This window comes from Cupriavidus sp. a3, assembly GCF_051015765.1.
GTDB classification, from domain to species: domain Bacteria; phylum Pseudomonadota; class Gammaproteobacteria; order Burkholderiales; family Burkholderiaceae; genus Cupriavidus; species Cupriavidus oxalaticus_A.
Genome location: NZ_CP170643.1, coordinates 3,699,147 through 3,718,652 on the forward strand (window position 1 = coordinate 3,699,147; position 19,506 = coordinate 3,718,652).

Consider the following 19,506-nt stretch of genomic DNA (forward strand, 5'->3'; position numbering starts at 1 on the left):
GGCATGCGGGCTAGGCCGCCATCACACCACGTCCGTGGTTTGCTGCAAGAAGCCGTGAGAGTTCCAGGAGCTGGCAACGCGCTCCGCCATCTTCGACAGCCTTCTCGAAGGTTCCCTTGACGGCCGCGGCAATCCGGTCGGCTGCATCGTTGTCGTTCGCCATGGTCACGTAGTAGCCAAGATCCTTCAGTGCATTGGACATATAGAAGGGCGTGGCGGAATAGTCTCCCGACAAGATGGCTGGCCGAATCCGGGTCAACGCGACGCTGTTTCCGCCACCCTGTGCCAGGACGTCGAGAAAGATTTCCGCATCGATGCCGGCGTGCTCGGCGCAGGCCGCCGCTTCCGCGAGAAGTGCCATGAAGCCAAGGGAGATGAAGTTGTGCAGCAGCTTCATGCTGTGCCCTGCTCCCGTATCTCCCACCAGCCTGACATTCTCGGCAAAGCTATCCAAGACCGGCTTCACTTCCTCGAACAGATCGGCATCCGCGCCTACCAGCAGATTGAGGCGGCCTTCATGCGCATCCTTCGCCGTGCGCGTCATGGGAGCGTCGATGAAGCGTCCGCCAGCCTGCGCGACCAGTTCAGCCATGCGCTGGGAGGAAGCCGGAACGGCCGTCGAGCAATCGACGACGATGGATCCCGCCCGAAGTCCTTGCAGCAGTCCCTTCTCGGCCGTCAGCACCGCTTCAACCTCGGGGGTGCCGGTCACACACAGGATCACCACATCCGAAGCGCGAGCGACCTCGGCCGCCGTGCCGAGCACCCTGGCGCCGCCAGCCAGCAATTCATCAAGAGGCTGGTTGCCCGGATGGTCGAGGACAACCAGAGAATAGCCATGCTTAACGATATTTCGCGCGATACCATGCCCCATCAAGCCGATACCGACCATTCCAATTCTTGGTTTCATCATTTTGCTAGTTCGTTGTTGGAAGAGAGATTTACGTGCTTTCCAGTTATCGGTTGACGAGCCGCGCTGGCAGGATCAGCACGAGCATGGCGCAGACCATCAGGCAGCCAATCATTACGTAAATGGGTAAATTCATTCCACCGGAGAGCTGCTTCAGGTATCCGACCACATAGGGTCCAAAGAACCCCGCCAGGTTTCCGAACGAACTGATCCATGCGATGCCGACCGCGGCGACCCCGCTACCCAGGAAAGCCGTCGGCATGCTCCAGAAGATGGGCGGAACAGACAGCATGCCGGCATTCGCTATGCAAAGCGCCAGTACACCGAGCCATACATTGTCCCGATACAGCACCGACAGCCCGAGCCCTGCCGCACCCATGACGATCAAGGCGGCAACATGCCAGCGACGCTCGGAACGCTTGTCCGCGCTGCGGCCAGACAGGATCATGGCAACGACGGCGCAGGCATTGGGCAAGGCTGCGAGAACGCCGATCATCAGATCGCTCTTTATCCCCATGTCCTTGAGCATGGTGGGTACCCAGAATGTGTAGCCATAGATGGCGAACACATCGAGGAAATAGATAAAGCAGAACGTCCAGACCACCCAGCTAGAGATCAGGGATCGACCCTTGGTGGATGCCGCAGCCGCGCTATCCTTGGCCAGCACGCGCTTCAACAGGGCACGATCCGCCTCGTTCAGCTTCCTGCTGCGCGTGACATCGTCCTCGAGCGTGATATAGACAAGAGCCGCAGCGAGAAACGCCGGGAGGGCTTCGATCAGGAACACCCATTTCCACCCGGCTTGATTCATCCAACCGTCGAAGTACTGCATGATGAATCCTGTCAGCGGCGACCCGATCAGTCCGGCCATGGCGAGTCCCGTATAGAAGATGCTCAGGATCCTCGCGCGCCGGTTGCTTGGAAAACACTTGCTGATGTAATAGACGACAGCCGGAATAAACCCCGCTTCAGCAACCCCCAGCAGGAATCTCATGACGTAGAACTGCATCGGGGTGGTGACGAACGCCATGAGGCTCGAGACGATGCCCCAGCTCAGGATGATTCGCGTAATCCACCAACGCGCGCCGACGCGCTGAAGGATCATGTTGCTGGGGACTTCAAACAGGACATAGCCCGCAAAGAAAATACCCGCGCCAAATCCGAACACCGCATCCGAAAAGCCCAGATCGCTTGCCATCTGCAGCTTGGCAAAGCTGACATTGACGCGGTCGATATATGAGGTCACATACGTGAACATCAGGATCGGAAGAATCCGGAAGGCGAGTCGCCGGAATAGCCGGTCCTCTGCATCCTGACTGACGTTTGTCGGAGAAGACACGCCTGTAGGCGTGCAAGTCGCATCCATTTCCACTTCTGTCTCCAGTCATCACACCGTTCTATTTCTCGATCGCGCTCCACGGGCCTAGGGGACAAATTGAGGGGCCCACGCCTGGCACGCCGCTTATCCACGGGCGCAGGGGGAAGTCGATCGGCACGGACGAAATTTAGCTTCAGACAACGAGCAGCGATATGCTAAATCCGCTAACTGGCACTTCGAACTCTTCGAAGACGTGGCTACGGAGGGCGGCGCTCGCGACCGGTCATTCGGCACAAGCCAAGCGCCGGTGCCGGCCGCCTGATGGGCCAGCATGGCTCGGTTCGCCCCCGCAAATCCCGGGCCGGGCGGCGTTACCAAGGGTATTCCCGACCTCCGAGCCCCCCGTCATTGGATGTCATACTTCGACGGATTGCGGGTATTTGGAGCATCACTCTTGTTCGATTTAACGTCCCTTGGGCTCTTTGCGCGCGCCGTCGAGATGGGAAGCCTGTCCAAGGCCGCCCAGCAGTCGCACATGTCGCTGTCGGCTGCCAGCCGCAGGATTGCGCTGCTTGAGCATCACTTTCGCGTGAGTTTGCTAAATCGCACGCCCGCTGGCGTGGAGCCGACGCCGGCAGGAGAGGCGCTAGCCAGGCATGCCACCGATCTCCTCCTGCAAGTCGATTCCATTTATGCGGAGCTCTCCGATTACGCCAAAGGCGCCGTGGGGCGTGTGAGGGTGCTGGCCAACACGTCAGCCATGAGCCAGGATTTGCCCGAGCGGCTTCACGACTTCTCGCAACGCTATCCGAGCATCAAACTTCATATCAGCGAACTTCGGAGCTCGAGCATTCTGCAGGCCGTCCGTGATGGACGTGCAGACGTGGGCATCGTGACATCTCCGCCTCTGGCCGAGGACCTCAGCTTTGCGACCTACTGCATCGACCAGCTCGGCGTCGTTGTACCGGAGGACCACCCACTGGAGAGCGAAGAGATCGATTTTGCCTCGCTGCTCGACTACGACATTGTCGGGCTGGACGACAAGGCTGAGATCTCGAAGTTGCTGGTGAGGGTCGCGGCATTGATGGGCAAGCCGATCCGCTTCCGGGTCCAGGTGCAGAGCTTTGAAGGCATGTGCCGACTTATCGAGGCCGGTCAGGGCATCGGCATCCTTCCGGTCGGTGCGGTACGTGTCTTCCGGACTGCCATGGCACTGCGCATTATCCGCCTCACCGATGAGTGGGCAGACCGCCGCATGTCGATCTGCATCCGCAAAGGCGCCGCTTCCTTGCCCGCACGCACGCTCTTCGAGTTTCTGCGAATGAATGATTCCGCCACCTCCGATCCGGCGCCCTGAGTCCGCCTGCCGCCTGACCACCCGATCGAGCGATGTATCCCCTGGAACCGCTCCCCCCCTCGCCCTCACCTTGCAAACGCTTCTGCACCGATGAAGCCGGGCGCTCATCAGTGCCAGGCCCACTTGCAGATTCTCGAAGCCTCCCGTTCTCGGATTCGCACTTCCCAAGCAGCATGCCGCCAAGTACCTTCTACTCGAAGGGCTGACGACGACTAAGCGCGATGGCGCAGACGCAGAGCGGATGGCTCACCGTGGAGGACTTGCCATCGCACCGGCGCCCTGGCGCAGTCTGCCACCGGCTGCGGCCCGCGATCCGCTATCGCGCCCTTGCCGTCTTTCTTTACATTGGTTTGCGATGAAGTCCTCTATTCGCTCTCCCCGCCAACACCCTGGGATAGTCAATCTAAACTATGAGTCATAAACAAAGCATCGCGGTTATTGCCGGCGACGGAATTGGAAAAGAGGTAATGGCCGAGGGCGTTCGCGTGCTCGAGGCTGTTTCCACGCGTTACGATATCGCGCTTCATTTCGACCATTTTGAATGGTGTAGCGACCATTATGTACGCCATGGCACCATGATGCCTGCCGACTGGAAGGAACAAATCGGCGGTCATGAGGCAATATTCTTTGGCGCCGTCGGCGCCCCTCACATCGTCCCGGATCACACGGCGGTCTGGGAGTCGCTGCTCAAGATCCGGCGCGAGTTTGATCAGTATGTGAACCTGCGCCCGGTGCGACTGATGCCCGGCGTACCGTCGCCGCTTGCCCATCGCAAGCCGGGCGATATCGACTTCCTGGTCGTCAGGGAGAACACGGAGGGAGAATATTCCTCTGTAGGCGGACGCATGTTCGAGGGTACCGAGCGCGAGTTTGCGGTACAGGAGTCAGTCTTTACGCGAACGGGCGTTGATCGAATCCAGAAATTCGCCCTGGAACTTGCTCAACGCCGGCCGCGCAAGAATCTGGTGGCGGCAACCAAATCCAATGGCATCTCCATCACGATGCCCTATTGGGATGAGCGGCTTGCCGAGGTGGCGAAGCAGTTCCCTGATGTAAAAGTCAGGAAGTACCACATCGACATTCTTTGCGCGCACTTTGTCCGGAATCCCGACTGGTTCGATGTCGTGGTGGCCTCTAATCTCTTCGGTGACATCCTGTCCGACCTGGGCCCCGCATGTACCGGTACGATCGGCATCGCGCCCTCGGCCAATCTGAATCCGGAACGCCGCTTCCCATCGCTGTTCGAACCTGTACACGGGTCCGCCCCCGACATTGCCGGACGTGGGATCGCCAATCCCATCGGCCAGATCTGGTCTGCCGCCATGATGCTCGAGCATCTTGGCCAAGGCGACACGCGTTATGTCGCGGCAGCCAATGCCATCATGAGCGCCATCGAAACCGTTCTGGCCGAAGGTCCCCGTACGCCCGACATGGGCGGAAATGCAAAAACCGTTGACGTAGGCGCCGCAATTGCCGAGGTTGCCGCACAACGTGATTTGATTGAAGGGTAATCATGAATTACAAGCACTTTATTGATAATACCTGGGTGTCCCAGGCCGGCAACGGCGAGATCCCCGTCTTCGATCCCAGCAACGGTGAGCAGTTCGCGCGCATCGCCAGGGGTAACGACCAGGATATCGACAGCGCGGTTTGGGCCGCCAAAAAAGCGCTCGGTGAAACGTTTGACGGACCGTGGGGCAGGCTGTCGCCTGTCGAGCGCAGTCAGCTTCTCTTTTCCTTTTCCGCCGCCGTACTAGAACGGAGCAACGAACTCGCCGAACTGGAGGCGCGAGACACCGGCAAGGCATTGAAGACGGCCCGGACTGACGTAGCTGTCCTGGCGCGATACCTGCAGTTTTACGCCGGGGCCTGTGACAAGTTCCACGGCGAGACGCTGCCCTACACCACGGGTTATACGGTCCTCACCATCCGCGAGCCCATCGGAGTAACGGGCCATATTATCCCGTGGAACTATCCGATGCAGATCTTTGGCCGCAGCGTCGGCGCCTCCCTGGCCGCGGGCAACGCTTGTGTCGTGAAGCCTGCGGAAGATGCGAGCCTCTCGATTCTTCGTCTGGCTGAGATTGCCGCGGAGGTCGGCTTCCCCCCCGGAGCACTGAACGTCGTGACCGGTTACGGCCACGACGCTGGCGCCGCGCTAAGCGCGCATCCTGGGATCGGGCATATCTCATTCACCGGCTCCACCGTCACCGGTACCCTCGTGGCCAGGGCGGCTGCTGACCGTCATTGCCCGGTTGTTCTGGAGTTGGGCGGAAAGTCTCCGCAACTGGTCTTCGAAGACGCAGACCTCGACGAAGCCATTCCCGCGATCGTGAACGCCGTCGTACAGAACTGTGGTCAGACCTGCTCCGCGGGAAGCCGCCTCCTGGTGCACCGGTCCATCTATGAACAGGTGCTGGAAAGACTCACTGAGGGTTTCTCTCGTCTGAAAGCCGGCCCGCCGGAACAGGACCTTGACATGGGTCCCCTGGTAAATGCCAAGCAACACGAGCGTGTTCGCGCCATTGTGGCGCAGGCTAAAGCCGATGGCATCAAGATCGCGGCACGTGGCACGATTGCGGCGGAGTCGACATCGACTGGCTACTACCAGGAAGCCGTGCTTTTCCGCGATGTTCCGCCTGAGCATTCCCTGGCCCAGGAGGAAGTTTTCGGTCCTGTCCTGGCGGCGATGCCATTTGATGACGAGGCCCATGCGGTCAGGCTTGCCAACGGCACGCAGTATGGCCTCGTCGCCGGCGTCTGGACGCGCGACGGCGCCAGGCAGCTTCGGCTTGCGCGAAAGCTGCAGGCCGGACAAGTCTTCGTCAATAACTATGGGGCTGGCGGGGGCGTCGAGCTGCCGTTTGGCGGTGTGAAGTCAAGCGGATACGGCCGCGAGAAGGGCTTTGAAGCGCTGCTTGGCTTTACCAGCCTGAAGACCATTGCCATCAAGCACGGGTAACTCTACCCGCCTGCACAGACGACCTGCACGCCCCCTGCTGCAGGTCATCCACCGCGGTTGGCGCTGCCAGAAGAGAGAGGCTCACGATCCCAAATCCTCTCATCTGTCAGCTTCCGCCTCGGGAACTGCCTTTCAACCCCAATCCCGGGCATAGATCATGGCCAGACTGAATATTATTGGTTCGGGTCGCGTCAGCAAAACACTTGCCAATCTTTTTGTTGCAAATGGCGTTTTCGAGATCGGAGACGTATGCGATCGCTCCATCGTAGCCGCCGAGGAGGCAACCAGATTCATTGGGGCCGGTAATCCTGTCAGTGAGATTGCGGCGATGGGTGTTGCCGATCTATGGCTGATTTCTGTCCCGGATATGCAAATCGCGCAGGTAGCGGACCTGCTGGCTGCGCATAGCGACAATGCGCAGCCTGCGATAGCCGTGCATTGCAGCGGCGCGACCGAAGCCGGCGCGCTGGATGCGCTGCGCGCGAAGGGTTGGTTTGTCGCGAGCGCCCATCCTGTCCTCAGCTTCGCCGATCCCGCCTCAGCGGTATTCCAGTTTGACGGGACCCCTTGTGGCCTGGAAGGCGATGAACAGGCATGCTCGACCTGGGGGAATGCGATGGCCGCCATCGGGGCGCGTTGCTTTGATATTCAATCGGACAGGAAGAAGCTCTACCATGCTGCGGCGGTTCTCGCCTCCAACTTCCTTCCGGTGCTGACCCAGATGTCCAGCGAACTCTGGGAACACGCGGGAATACCCGATGAGCTACGCGAAGATATGCTTCGCACGCTCACCAGGAACTCCATTGATAACCTGATTGCCCTGGGCCCAAAGGATGCCCTGACCGGTCCTGCAGCGCGCGGCGATGTCACCGTGATCTCCGAGCAGGTCGAAGCGTTGCGCAGTTGGGACCCGGCTTCGGCGGAAGCGTATCGTACATTGAGTGCGCTCGCACAGCGATTCGCCGAGACGGGCAAAGTGCAGACGCGATAACGGGAAGGGCTTCCATGAGAACGATCGTCATCGTCGGCGGCGGCGCCGCTGGCTTCCAAGTTGCCATTGGCCTTGGCCGCTCGCTCGGGCGGCGCCAGCTCGCCAGGGTGGTCCTGGTCGACCGCAGTCCCACACATCTGTGGAAGCCGCTATTGCATCAGGTCGCCGCCGGCAGCATGGAGCCGGCCGCCCACCATACGTCGTTCGCCCTGCAGGCGGAGCGCAATCATTTCCAGTTTGTGCGGGGAAGCCTGGTATCGGTAGACCGCGCGCGCCGTGTCATCTCTGTGGCTGCGAGCGACAAGGCGGATGTCGCTGATGCCGATTTGCAGGCAATTGCATACGACACGCTCATCCTCGCCATTGGGGGTGTCACGGAGTACTTTGGCGTCCCGGGCGCCCGCGAACATGCCCTGACGCTTGACTGCGTCAGCAGCGCCGAACGCGTGCGCGACCGGCTGCACGCTGCCCTGCGGCGTAAATCCAATCCGGAGAGTTCCACCGGGCGCGCAAGCAAGGTTCGCGTCGCCATTGTGGGAGCCGGGGCGACTGGCATCCAGCTCGCTGCGCAGTTGCGCCGGACTTCGCGCCTGCTGAACCGCTATGGCGTCCACCAACTCGATCCCGTGCATGACGTCGACATCGCGGTGCTTGAAGCGGCCCCGAGTATCCTGCCCGGACTGGATAGCGAAGTTGCGGCACGCGTCACCCGGCAGCTGGCAAAGCAACACATCCGCGTCGCTACCGGCCAGCGTGTCACCGCCGTGACACCGGACGGCTTGAAGCTTCATGGCAATGCGCAGCGGGATGCAGACATCGTTGTCTGGGCGGCAGGCATTGCAGCGCAGCCGCAGGTTTCCACGTTGGGGCTGGAAGTCAACCAGAAGGGCCAGGCACGCGTCGGCGATACGCTGCAGTGCCTCGGTGACGAGAATGTGTTTGCGATTGGCGATTGCGCAAGCTGCCGCCCGACCAATGCGACCAGGGAGCTCCCCACACGCGCGCAGGTCGCCTACCAGCAGGCTTTATACCTGGCGGACGCCATACCGCGGCACTTGGCCGGCAGGCCAGTGCGGCCTTTCGTCTACCGCGACTATGGCTCGCTGATCTCGCTGGCCGGCGGCGGCGCGGTCGGGTCGCTGGCAACCATGCGAGGCAAGCTCGGCTGGTACGTGGAAGGACGCCTCGCCGTGCTGCTGCACCACGCAATCTATCGCCGGCACGTCCTCGCGATCAACGGCTGGCGCCGCGCCCTTCTGGTCTCACTGTCGCACGGGCTTGAGCGGTGGCTGAGTGCCGGGACGCGGCTGTATTAGGTCCTGCGCCACCGCGCCTTCCCGATTGCCAGCAGTGTCTGTCGTAGTCCTGCAAGACGAGGGCCGGCCATTGAACCACTCCGCCGGCTCTTGCCGTAGCACCGCATTCTTGTCGTAACACCGCGTCGCAGAACGCAACCATATCAGGAGACAGTATGACAACTACCGCAGTGACCATCGGCGCCGTCGACGCCGCCTTCGAAGACGCTACCTACCGCAAGGTCAGTTGGCGTCTGGTGCCCTTCCTGCTGATGTGCTACGTGGTCGCGTACTTGGACCGCGTCAACGTGGGCTTCGCCAAGCTGCAGATGCTCAGCGACCTGAAGTTCTCCGATACCATCTATGGACTGGGTGCGGGCATCTTCTTTATCGGCTACTTCCTGTTCGAAGTGCCCAGCAACGTAATCATGCACAAGGTAGGCGCGCGGGTCTGGATCGCGCGCATCATGATCACCTGGGGTGCGATCTCGGCGGCGATGATGTTTGTGACCACGCCAACCATGTTCTACGTGCTGCGTTTCCTGCTGGGCATCGCCGAGGCAGGCTTCTTTCCAGGCATTATCTTGTATCTGACCTACTGGTACCCGGCCAATCGGCGCGGGCGCACCACCGCGTATTTCATGACCGCGATTGCGCTCTCCGGAGTCATCGGCGGGCCGCTGTCGGGCTGGATCATGCAATCCTTCGACGGCCACAACGGCTGGGCCGGGTGGCAATGGATGTTCCTGCTGGAGGGCGTGCCTTCCATCCTGGTCGGACTATGGGTGCTCGCCTACCTGGACGACCGCATCGCCCGCGCCAAATGGCTTACTGCGGAGGAGAAGTCGCTGCTGGAATCCAATATCGCCAACGAGGACGCGCAGAAGGAGGACCCGCCAATCCGTACCGTACTGTTCAGCCCACGGGTCTGGCTGATGAGTGCGATTTACTTCTGCTTCGTCATGGGCCTGTATGGCGTCAGCTTTTGGTTGCCGACCATCATCAAGCAAACAGGCGTAAAGAGCGCGCTCGATATCGGCCTGCTGACCGCAATTCCGTATGGCTGCGCCGTGGTCGGCATGGTGCTGGTGGCCTACAGCGCGGACCGCAGTGGCGAACGCCGCTGGCATATTGCGGTTCCCGCGTTGCTGGGAGCGCTTGGCTTGCTGCTGTCGGTCCAGTGGGCCAGCGACACCACGCTGGCGATGCTGGCCCTCACGCTGGCCACGATTGGTATCCTGGCCACACTGCCGTTGTTTTGGAGCCTGCCCACTGCCTTTCTCGCCGGCACAGGCGCAGCCGCGGGCATCGCGCTGATCAACTCCCTGGGCAATCTGGCCGGTTTCCTCAGCCCGTACGCGGTAGGCTGGCTCAAGGACCTGACCAGCAGCACCAATTCAGGCATGTACTTGCTGACCGCTTGCCTGGTAGTTGGCGCAGCGCTGACGCTGTCCGTACCAGCACGGCTGGCAGGCCGCAAGTAGCTGAATAGCCGGCCACAACGCTTGATGCTATTCCCTTAACGTTCCCTTTGAGGACGCGCGAGGCGTAGCGAGAATGGAACGGGATCTGACGACCCGGTCGCATTGTGCAGCCGAGTCGTTTCACATGAAGCTGCGCCGGCCGGTCAGCGTGCCATGCCAATTCGGTCTACCCGCCTCCGGCTGGATACCCTGAGTCGGGTAAGTGGCAAACCAGTTCAGCGCGATTGGCAAATTCTGGCATAGGCGTCGCGCGGCAGCGTTCCTACACTGCTAGCACATCATCGCCGACAACGCCGGGTCGCGCGTGCTGATCACGCGCAGCCTGTAAGCTGCGTTGGCATCCAATACAACCAAACCGTCCGGAGACAACCATGAGCGCAGTGCCCAAGACCGCCCATGCCGTGCCGACCGTACCGCTGCTGATCAACGGCGAATGGGTGGAATCGTCCGCCACCGAGTTCCGCCAGGTGGTCAACCCCGCCAGCCAGGAAGTACTGGCGCGCGTACCGCTGGCCACCGCCAGCGAAGTCGCCGCCGCCGTCGGCGCCGCGCACCGCGCCTTTGCCACGTGGCGCCACACGCCCATCGGCGCGCGGCTGCGCATCATGCTGCGCTACCAGGCGCTGATCCGCGAGCACAGCAAGCGCATCGCCGCGATCCTGACCGCCGAGCAGGGCAAGACCCTTGCCGATGCCGAGGGCGACATCTTCCGCGGCCTGGAAGTGGTCGAGCATGCCTGCTCGATCGGCACGCTGCAGCAAGGCGGCTTTGCCGAGAGCGTCGCTTCCACCGTCGACACCTACACGCTGCAGCAGCCGATCGGCGTCTGCGCCGGCATCACGCCGTTCAACTTCCCGGCGATGATCCCGCTGTGGATGTTCCCGATGGCCATCGTGTGCGGCAATACCTTCGTGCTCAAGCCGTCGGAACAGGATCCGCTGTCGACCATGGAACTGGTCAAGCTGGCGCTGGAAGCCGGCGTGCCGCCGGGCGTGCTGAACGTGGTGCACGGCGCCAAGGACGTGGTCGATGCGCTGTGCACGCATCCGGACATCAAGGCGGTGTCGTTCGTGGGCTCGACCGCGGTCGGCACGCACGTCTACAACCTGGCCGGCGCGCATGGCAAGCGCGTGCAGTCGATGATGGGCGCCAAGAACCACGCCGTGGTGCTGCCCGACGCGCACAAGGAGCAGACCCTGAACGCGCTGGCAGGCGCGGGCTTCGGTGCGGCGGGCCAGCGTTGCATGGCCACCTCCGTGGTGGTGCTGGTAGGCGCGGCGCGCGACTGGGTACCAGACCTGGTCGAGCGCGCCAGGACCCTGAAAATCGGCGCCGGCGTGGAGCCCGGCACCGATGTCGGCCCGGTGGTCTCGGTGGCAGCAAAGGAACGTATCCTTGGCCTGATCGCCGCCGGCGAGCGCGAAGGCGCGAAGCTGGTGCTCGACGGCCGCAACGTGCAGGTGCCGGGCTATCCGGAAGGCAACTTCATCGGGCCGACCATCTTCACCGAAGTCGGCACCGACATGACGATCTACACCGAAGAAATCTTCGGGCCGGTGCTGGTGGTGATCGGCGTCGAGACGCTGGATGACGCCATCGCCCTGGTCAACCGCAACCCGTTCGGCAACGGCACCGGCGTGTTCACGCAGAGCGGCGCCGCCGCGCGCAAGTTCCAGAGCGAGATCGACGTCGGCCAGGTCGGCATCAACATCCCGATTCCGGTGCCGGTCCCCTACTTCAGCTTCACCGGCTCGCGCGGCTCCAAGCTGGGCGACCTGGGGCCGTACGGCAAGCAGGTGGTGCAGTTCTATACGCAGACCAAGACGGTGACGGCGCGTTGGTTCGACGACGCGACTGTCAACGACGGCGTCAATACGACGATCAGTCTGAAGTAACGCTACTGCTGCGTCATCGCGCGCCGCTGTCAGCGCCATCTGCCCCTGCAGCCGGGACAGCTCAAGCCGGTGGCATTGAACTCGCTGGCGCTCCACCGTGAGCGCTTTGCCGTTCATTCGACAGTACCGAGCAGCGCGAAGGGGTCAATTCTGTTCTGGCGCAGAGGGGGAAAGAAAGCATGAATTCACGCGATAGCCGCCATCTCCCTACTGAAAACGGGAAGAATGACATACGTCGAGGGGACAATCCGGTCATCGCTCCTTCGGAAACGATTCAGTCTCGCATTAGCTCAATGCTTGCAGATATTCATGCACTGAGCCGCAGAGCCCAGCGCGCAGCAAGCAAGAATGCGACTCGTTGGGCCGGTACCTACGAGATGCACCTGGCAGCATTGCTGGACGAATGGATCGCACAAGAAAGCGGGCGGCGACAGTTGATCTGCATTGCCTGCGCCGCTGAACTTGGGGTACTCAAGTCCCGCCATTTGGATTTAGCCAATCGCGCCATTGGGCAAACCGATGATCGCGCGCTAAGAGCGCTGTATTGGTCTGTCACGAAGCGGTGCGTGCGAGCCGTGAATTCCGGCGTGGCTGCAAGGACGGCATTGGATTCCGCACGGACAGCGACCTGCCTCGTCATGCCATGTGACGGGTGCTGTGAACTGGCGCGCGATAACCGGCGGTCTGCCCCGCACCAGACACTGGAGAGCCTCGGCGCGCCGCCGCTTCGGGAGGATGCCGCACCGCGATCTGTATCCGAGTTTTATTGCTCGGCTTGCCGGGCGCATTGGGTTCGGCGCATCAGTCCCTTCGACCCTTTTGCGGAATGGAAAGCCGTTAACGTGCTGAGCGGGACGTTTTCATAAGCGCCGTTCCGTACGCATTCGCCACGACGTGACTCATTTGAGGAAATTCCGTTGAATCGTTCGAGCTACCACCTTTTTGCGCTGTTGCTGGCCGTCACGGGCGCAGTCCATGCCGCCTATCCCGACCGCCCTATCAAGCTGATCGTCCCGTTCCCCCCGGGCCAGGCGACTGACACGTTCGCACGCGCCCTCGCCGAGAAGGTAAGCAAGCAGATGGGGCAGCCGATCGTGGTCGAGAACCGCGCCGGCGCAGGTGGCAATATCGGCATGGAACTGGCGGCGAAAGCCCCATCCGACGGCTACACGCTGGTGATGGGGGGGAAGCGCCATGGCGATTAATCAGACGCTGTACAAGAAGGTCAACTACGATCCCCGCAGGGATTTCGCTCCCATCTCTGGGGTGTTCTCTGTGCCCCTGGTTTTCCTGGCCACGCCACAATCTGGCGTCACGTCATTGCGCGACCTGATCGCCAAGGCCAAGGCTGCACCCGGAAAGTACAGCTATGGCAGTGCTGGCGTCGGCGGGACGCAGCAGCTGTCCGCCGAGATGCTCAAGGCACAGACTGGCATGACAATGGTGCATATCCCCTACAAGGGCAGCGGCCCCGTGCAGGCGGACTTCCTGGGCAACCAGATTCCGGTGATGGTCGATTCCGTGGTCTCTGCCCTGCCGCTCATCCAGACGGGTAAAGCCGTGCCGCTTGCCGTCACAACGTCAAAGCGCGTGCCACAGTTGCAGATGGTTCCGACTGTGCGCGAAGAAGGCGTAACCGGCTTCGAGGCGCTCGGTTGGGCGGTGATGATGGCGCCGGCCGGCACACCGGCCGTCATCGTCAATCAACTCCATTCCGAGACGGTGAAGGCCCTGAAATCCCCCGAACTGCATCAGTTCATGACAGATCGCGGCTCGCAGCCGATGCCGATGTCGCCGGCCGAGACGGGGAGATTTGTGGACAGCGAGGTACGAAAATGGGCAACGATCGTGAAGCAGTCAGGAGCGACCGCGGATTGACATAAGACAAAGAAAAAATCGTTACCGACCGCCGGTTAATGCACGTTCGCATTATGCAAACTCATTGCATCATGGTTTATCCTTCGGCTGAATTTCGCGAAGCCTCTGTTTGCGTGTCCATACTTGCGGAACAATTCGTCTTTTCTTTTTGCCTCACCTGCTATAAAAAATGAAATATCTAGTAATGCCATTCACCAAAAAAAGTGCTTGACCCGCCTTATGGTGGGCTTTCTTCATCTTCCTCACCAAAGGAATACATGTGCAGCATAATTTACTTTCCGTAAGATGAGAGTAATCCTCATTTGTGGATTTGCTATTGCCTCCTGGTCTAGAGCCCTGGGTTTCATCCAAGGACCTAGTCTCAGACTCTCACTTCCCGCATATACCGCTTCACCGTAGCCGTCCCAATGCCGAATTTCTCAGCGGTCTGGGCAATGCTGGCTCCGTTTTCAACTCTCCAGGCCACTACCTCTGCCGCATCAGCAGCCTTAGCACGTCCTTGGTAGCTCTCGGGACGCTCTCGCTTGGCAACCTCAATCCCCCGGCGCTGCATCTCCCTACGGTTCAGGTAGTCCGCTTCACCTTGAGCTGCCATAAAGGCCAATACAGCGTCCCTGGTGGCCTTAGCAATGACATCGGTAGCCTGACCATCAAACTCCATCCCATTGAGCGTACAGACCACCTTGACCCGCATATCCATCAGCTCCCGCATGGTCCTGTGCAGCTCATCGTAGCGGCGTGAGATACGGTCCAGCCAGCGGACATACAGCACCCCTCCATCGCTCAGCTTGTCCATGACCCGTGACCATTCAGGCCGGTCTGTTGGCGCTATGTGGTAGCCACTGACACCCCCATCAATATGGACATGCTTGGCAGCAACGCCTTGCTTAGCGGCGTCTTCATACTGGCTGGCAGAGGTCTGCCCTTCCGTGGTGCTAATACGCCCGTAGTAGACCGTCTTCATTCCCATCCCCCTAGCCCATCTGGATCAATTGGTCGATGGATCAATATTACTGGGTGGATCAGTTACAGTCAACCCTAATGATCCACGCCAGGAGGGGCTTTTGCCATGGCTCCGCTTGTATACCCAGTGATCCAAGTGACGACCTGGCTTTAGTTCAATCTGTTGCGAAACCGCTTGTAACGCTTCTGCCGGAATGGCACCGGACCTTCTAGGGTAGATACGTAAAAACAGCCAAGGGGGATACCTAGGAGTCACTATGAAGCCGACCGACCATACATTTGTTGTCACGTATCAGGTACTAACTGGCAAGTGCTTCCTTGTAGAAGTGAATAACTCCGCTGTCGTTCAGCTTGGTCCATTCGAGGCAGACGAGACTACTGAGCTTGCACCTGTCTTGTTCCCAAACCTTCAGGTCGTCCGTTTAGTTCCGCAGGAATGCAAGCTGGACGATGAGGCTGTCTTTGTGCTTGGCAATGCAGCGCTAATGCAACTGGACGACGCTGCTAATGCTTCCAGCGTCCCTGCCAGTATTGCTGAGACTCTCCCGTGACTGCATCGTAGATGTCGCCTGTTTCCTGGCTGTGCAGCTGGGGGAGATACTCGCACATTTCTCAGGGTGTCTGGCAAAGTACCCCCCAACTTCAAAAAAGCCGCTAAAGCCTTTGCGGCGTTGTTGTTGTTCCGTCTTGTGAGAGTGAGACCACGGCCAGAAATGGAAACGGTAGCTAGTGTCCTGTTCCCTTGTTAACTGATCTATGTTTGCGTAGGATGTTGGTATCAACGGACCGGGAGATACCAGCATGCCAATGGGCCGACCGAAGGTAGAACTGGTGTTGAGCCAAGACGAACAATCGCAACTTGCGTCGATGGCGCGTTCGCGCGCTATCCCGGCTGCTCTGGTGACGCGCGCGCATCGTCTTGGCGGCGGCTACAGGCGAGCCCAACAGCGAGATCGCCAAACGGCTGCAGCTCACGCGTGCCACAGTGGGCAAATGGCGCGCTCGGTTCCTTGAACGGCGCATCAATGGCCTGTACGACGAACTGCGCCCGGGCAAGCCACGCACAATCGACGACGAGCGCGTGGCGGAACTCATCAAGACGACGCTGCATACGAAGCCTGCTGACGGCTCGACACACTGGAGTGTGCGGGCGGTGGCGGCTGAGACATCTATTTCGCCTACCAGCGTGCACCGCTATTTCAAGCTGTTGGGGCTGCAGCCGCATCGTAGCGAGACCTTCAAACTGTCCACCGACGCGTTCTTCATCGAGAAGCTGCGCGACGTGGTGGGCCTGTACCTGAACCCGCCCGAGAACGCGTTGGTGCTGTGCGTGGATGAGAAGAGCCAGTGCCAGGCACTGGAGCGCACTCAGCCGATGCTGCCCATGGGCCTGGGCTATGTCGAGGGTGTCACCCACGACTACGTCCGTCACGGCACAACGACTCTGTTTGCCGCGCTGAACGTACTCAACGGTGCGGTGCTGGCCGAGTGCAAGCCGCGTCATCGGCACCAAGAGTTCCTCGCTTTCTTGCGTTCGATCGACAAGGCCGTTCCCGCCGAACTCGATGTGCATTGCATCGTGGATAACTACAGCAGCCATAAGCACCCCAAGGTCAAGGCGTGGCTGGCAGCGCGTCCGCGCTGGCACATGCATTTCATCCCCACCTACAGTTCCTGGTTGAATCAGGTCGAACGCTTTTTCTCGATCATCACCGGCAAGGCCATCCGTCGTGGCTCGTTCACCTCGGTCAAGGAGCTCGTGCAAAAAATCGATCACTTCGTCGCTCACTACAACCAGAATTGCAAGCCATTCAACTGGACGGCCACCGCGGATTCGATTCTCGCCAAGCTAAATAGACTTTGCGAACGAATCAGCGGAACAGGACACTCGGCCCCTCATTTTTTGCTTCCTCCGTATCGTTGCAACGCTATGCAATTTGACATAGAGCAGAGGTTTTTTTGTTTGGCGGTCGCGGCCACGAATGTATGAGTCGGACTGACGGGATCGGTCCGCGAGCGGTAAACAAAAAATCGGTTGTGCTAAACCGCTCCGCAGGCGCTTGCGTCTATGGGCATTGAATGAACGGCGTGATCATTTGCGCTACCCGGCGAGTGGCCATCGCAAGCCGGAAGCGGACGGTCTGACAAAGCCGGTCGCGCGAAGACAGTGAGAATGCGAGGGTCAGCGGGCAGATAGTGCGGAGTTTCGCGACCTTGTGATGGTGCGAAGACGGCAAAACACGAGTCGATTCGCGTTGGCCGCATGGGGAAGACCAACGTGCTTAGGGGCTGGTGCTGATGCCGGTCAGTGTCCATGGCTGGGATCAGGTGGAGCCCGCGGCAAGATGCCAGGCGCTCCGCCTTCGACGCGAACCATGTGGCCCTTGCCGCAGACGGGCAATCACGCAGTGACCTGCCGGTGAGCCGCTGGTAACGGTCACGGTAGTCTTCCCGAATGGCGGGTGACGCATCGGCGGGGGGCTCGACACCGAGCAGCCGTCGGCAGATGGCAAGGCGCGCTGCCCGGTGGCAGTTGGCGAGCCACCCGTAGCTGCGGATGTGCTTGAAGCCGACGGGCAGCACGTGCAACAGGAAGCGGCGGATGAACTCGTCGGCCGTGAGCGTCATGGTCCTGTGGCGGGCTTCGTGGCGGTAGTCCTTCCACCGGAAGAGTACCGATTCGCCATCAAAGCGCAGCAACCGGTTGTTCGAGATGGCGACGCGATGCGTGTAGCGGCCCAGGTAATCGAGCACCTGTGCGGCTCCCCCAAACGGTGGCTTGGCGTAGACAACCCACTCCGCGCGAGCTGCGGGCCCGATCCAGGCGGCGAAGGCTCGCGGATCGCGCAACGGATCGAGCTGGCCATAAAAGCGCAGCGCACCGTCGTCGAACGCACGACGCAGCCGGTCGAGAAAGAGTCGCCGGAAGAGCCGCGAGAGGATCCGCACGGGCAGGAAGAAGCCGGGTCGGCAAGCGATCCAGTGCTCGCCGTCCTGGCCAATGCCGCCGCCTGGTATCACGCAGTGCACGTGCGGATGGTGCAGCAGATTCTGGCCCCACGTGTGCAGGACCGAGAGAAAGCCGATCTCCGCGCCTAGGTGCTTCGGGTCGGCGGAGATGGTGCGAAGCGTTTCGGCGCTGGTGCGGAACAGGATGTCATAGAGCACCCTCTTGTTCTGATAGGCGAGGGCCGCGATGGGCTCGGGCAGAGTGAAGACGACATGAAAATACTCGACCTCGGGAAGCAGTTCGGCGCGACGGCGTTCGAGCCATTGCGCGCGGGCGAGCGACTGGCACTTCGGACAGCAGCGATGGCGGCACGAGTCGTAGGCAATGCGCTGATGACCGCAGGTATCGCACTGCTCAACATGTCCGCCGAGCGAGGCGGTGCGACACAACTCGATGGCGCTCATCGTGCGCCGTTGGGCACGACTGAGGCCGTCGGCATGGGTCTGCCGGTACTGTGGGCCGCAGCAGCGGAAGACATCCGCCACCTCGAGCGTCGGTCGCATCGCCGGCTTCAGAAGGACGCGGGCGGTGTGTGCTCAGGCGGAATGGGGAGGGGATGCGGCAGTAAGTCAAAGGGGCTCCGGAGTCGCGCACACAGTGCTGGTAGCCACTTTGAGGTAGCGGGCCGTCGTCGAAAGGGCACGATGTCCCATTAGCAACTGGATCCGACGTACGTCGGTGCCAGCCTCCAGTAAATGCGTGGCGAAGGCGTGCCGCAGCGAATGCGGTGTGATTGGCTTCGTGATGCCGCTGCGCTTACGTGCAATCAGGCATGCCTGGGCCACGGCAGCGCGGCAGATGGGTCGTCCGGGGATGTTGCGCGGAAACAGCCACTCTCGCGGGTGAGCATCCTGCCAGTACAGTCTCAGGATCTCAAGCAGCCTCGGCGACAGCATTACGTAGCGATCCCTACTGTTCTTGCCCTGGTTCACACGGATGACCATGCGCTTGCTGTCAATATCGGTGACCTTCAGATGCACGACTTCTGACACCCGCAATCCGGCAGCGTACGCGGTCATCAGGATGGTGCGTTGCTTGAGACTGGCGATCGACTCAAAGAAGGTCGTGATCTCCTCCAGGCTCAGGATGACTGGCAATCGGACCGGCTTCTTGGGCAAGGGAAGGTCGTCGTCGCTCCAGTGTCGCTTAAGCGTCACGCGGTAGAGAAAGCGCAGTGCGCCGATGCTTGCGGCGAGACTGGCGGGTGCCAACTTGCGCTCTTCGCGGAGGTAGACGAGCCAGGTCCGGATCTCCTCGGGACCCAGCAGTTCGGGCGATCGGCGAAAGTTCCGGGCGAAACTCGACACCTGAACCAGATAGGACTTCTGGGTATTCTCTGCAAAGTTGCGGATCTGCATGTCATGCAGCATGCGTTGGCGCAGTGGCGTCATGGCGAGCCTCCTGGAAGCAGTAGATGGAATGCCCAACTGGGCGTTCACATAC

At 60.7% G+C, this 19,506-nt stretch carries 13 protein-coding genes and 3 pseudogenes; 11 read left to right on the top strand and 5 right to left on the bottom strand.

The window, feature by feature from the left end; genetic code table 11:
- Nucleotides 1–10: 10 nt before the first annotated feature.
- Together ACAD63_RS17715 and ACAD63_RS17720 are read right to left on the bottom strand one after the other, a co-directional pair.
- Nucleotides 11–910 carry an NAD(P)-dependent oxidoreductase gene (locus ACAD63_RS17715; protein ID WP_434034010.1) on the bottom strand — a complete coding sequence of 300 codons (900 nt, stop codon included), beginning with the start codon at nt 908–910 and terminating at the stop codon, nt 11–13.
- A gap of 46 nt (nt 911–956) precedes the next feature.
- Entirely contained in the window at nt 957–2,282 is a 1,326-nt protein-coding gene (locus tag ACAD63_RS17720) for an MFS transporter (RefSeq protein WP_434033065.1), read from the bottom strand.
- Between the two features lie 400 nt (nt 2,283–2,682).
- On the opposite strand from ACAD63_RS17720, the gene ACAD63_RS17725 reads away from it, so the two are divergent.
- The 9 genes and pseudogenes from ACAD63_RS17725 to ACAD63_RS17765 all read left to right on the top strand — a co-directional run bounded on the left by ACAD63_RS17725 (nt 2,683) and on the right by ACAD63_RS17765 (nt 14,090).
- Nucleotides 2,683–3,585 (top strand): LysR family transcriptional regulator, encoded by a 903-nt coding sequence (locus ACAD63_RS17725; RefSeq protein WP_434033066.1) that lies wholly within the window; start codon nt 2,683–2,685, stop codon nt 3,583–3,585.
- Between the two features lie 410 nt (nt 3,586–3,995).
- Nucleotides 3,996–5,096, top strand: coding sequence for a tartrate dehydrogenase (locus ACAD63_RS17730; protein ID WP_434033067.1), 1,101 nt, complete (start codon nt 3,996–3,998; stop codon nt 5,094–5,096).
- A 2-nt stretch (nt 5,097–5,098) separates the two neighbouring features.
- On the top strand, nt 5,099–6,547 hold the full coding sequence (locus ACAD63_RS17735; protein WP_434033068.1) for an aldehyde dehydrogenase family protein: 1,449 nt from the start codon (nt 5,099–5,101) through the stop codon (nt 6,545–6,547).
- Between the two features lie 157 nt (nt 6,548–6,704).
- Nucleotides 6,705–7,538 carry a Rossmann-like and DUF2520 domain-containing protein gene (locus ACAD63_RS17740; RefSeq protein ID WP_434033069.1) on the top strand — a complete coding sequence of 278 codons (834 nt, stop codon included), beginning with the start codon at nt 6,705–6,707 and terminating at the stop codon, nt 7,536–7,538.
- A gap of 14 nt (nt 7,539–7,552) precedes the next feature.
- Nucleotides 7,553–8,854, top strand: a complete 1,302-nt coding sequence (locus ACAD63_RS17745) for an NAD(P)/FAD-dependent oxidoreductase (RefSeq protein ID WP_434033070.1) — start codon at nt 7,553–7,555, stop codon at nt 8,852–8,854.
- A 155-nt stretch (nt 8,855–9,009) separates the two neighbouring features.
- On the top strand, nt 9,010–10,317 hold the full coding sequence (locus ACAD63_RS17750; protein ID WP_434033071.1) for an MFS transporter: 1,308 nt from the start codon (nt 9,010–9,012) through the stop codon (nt 10,315–10,317).
- 371 nt (nt 10,318–10,688) lie between these two features.
- Complete coding sequence (locus ACAD63_RS17755; protein WP_434033072.1) at nt 10,689–12,212, top strand: CoA-acylating methylmalonate-semialdehyde dehydrogenase; 1,524 nt, start codon at nt 10,689–10,691, stop codon at nt 12,210–12,212.
- A gap of 179 nt (nt 12,213–12,391) precedes the next feature.
- A complete protein-coding gene (locus ACAD63_RS17760; protein WP_434033073.1) occupies nt 12,392–13,078 on the top strand; it encodes a hypothetical protein in 687 nt (228 codons plus the stop codon).
- A 51-nt stretch (nt 13,079–13,129) separates the two neighbouring features.
- Nucleotides 13,130–14,090 (top strand): annotated as a pseudogene (locus tag ACAD63_RS17765) (Bug family tripartite tricarboxylate transporter substrate binding protein).
- A gap of 361 nt (nt 14,091–14,451) precedes the next feature.
- Here the strand turns inward: ACAD63_RS17765 and ACAD63_RS17770 are convergent.
- Nucleotides 14,452–15,054, bottom strand: a complete 603-nt coding sequence (locus ACAD63_RS17770) for a recombinase family protein (RefSeq protein WP_434033074.1) — start codon at nt 15,052–15,054, stop codon at nt 14,452–14,454.
- Nucleotides 15,055–15,310: 256 nt separating this feature from the next.
- Here ACAD63_RS17770 and ACAD63_RS17775 point away from each other — a divergent pair, with 256 nt between their 5' ends.
- Nucleotides 15,311–15,604, top strand: coding sequence for a hypothetical protein (locus ACAD63_RS17775; protein ID WP_434033075.1), 294 nt, complete (start codon nt 15,311–15,313; stop codon nt 15,602–15,604).
- 250 nt (nt 15,605–15,854) lie between these two features.
- Nucleotides 15,855–16,941: pseudogene (locus tag ACAD63_RS17780) on the top strand (IS630 family transposase); the annotation flags it as partial.
- 417 nt (nt 16,942–17,358) lie between these two features.
- Here ACAD63_RS17780 and ACAD63_RS17785 read toward each other — a convergent pair.
- Nucleotides 17,359–18,566: pseudogene (locus ACAD63_RS17785) on the bottom strand (IS91 family transposase).
- A gap of 66 nt (nt 18,567–18,632) precedes the next feature.
- Nucleotides 18,633–19,454 (bottom strand): tyrosine-type recombinase/integrase, encoded by an 822-nt coding sequence (locus ACAD63_RS17790; protein WP_434033076.1) that lies wholly within the window; start codon nt 19,452–19,454, stop codon nt 18,633–18,635.
- Nucleotides 19,455–19,506 lie beyond the last annotated feature (52 nt).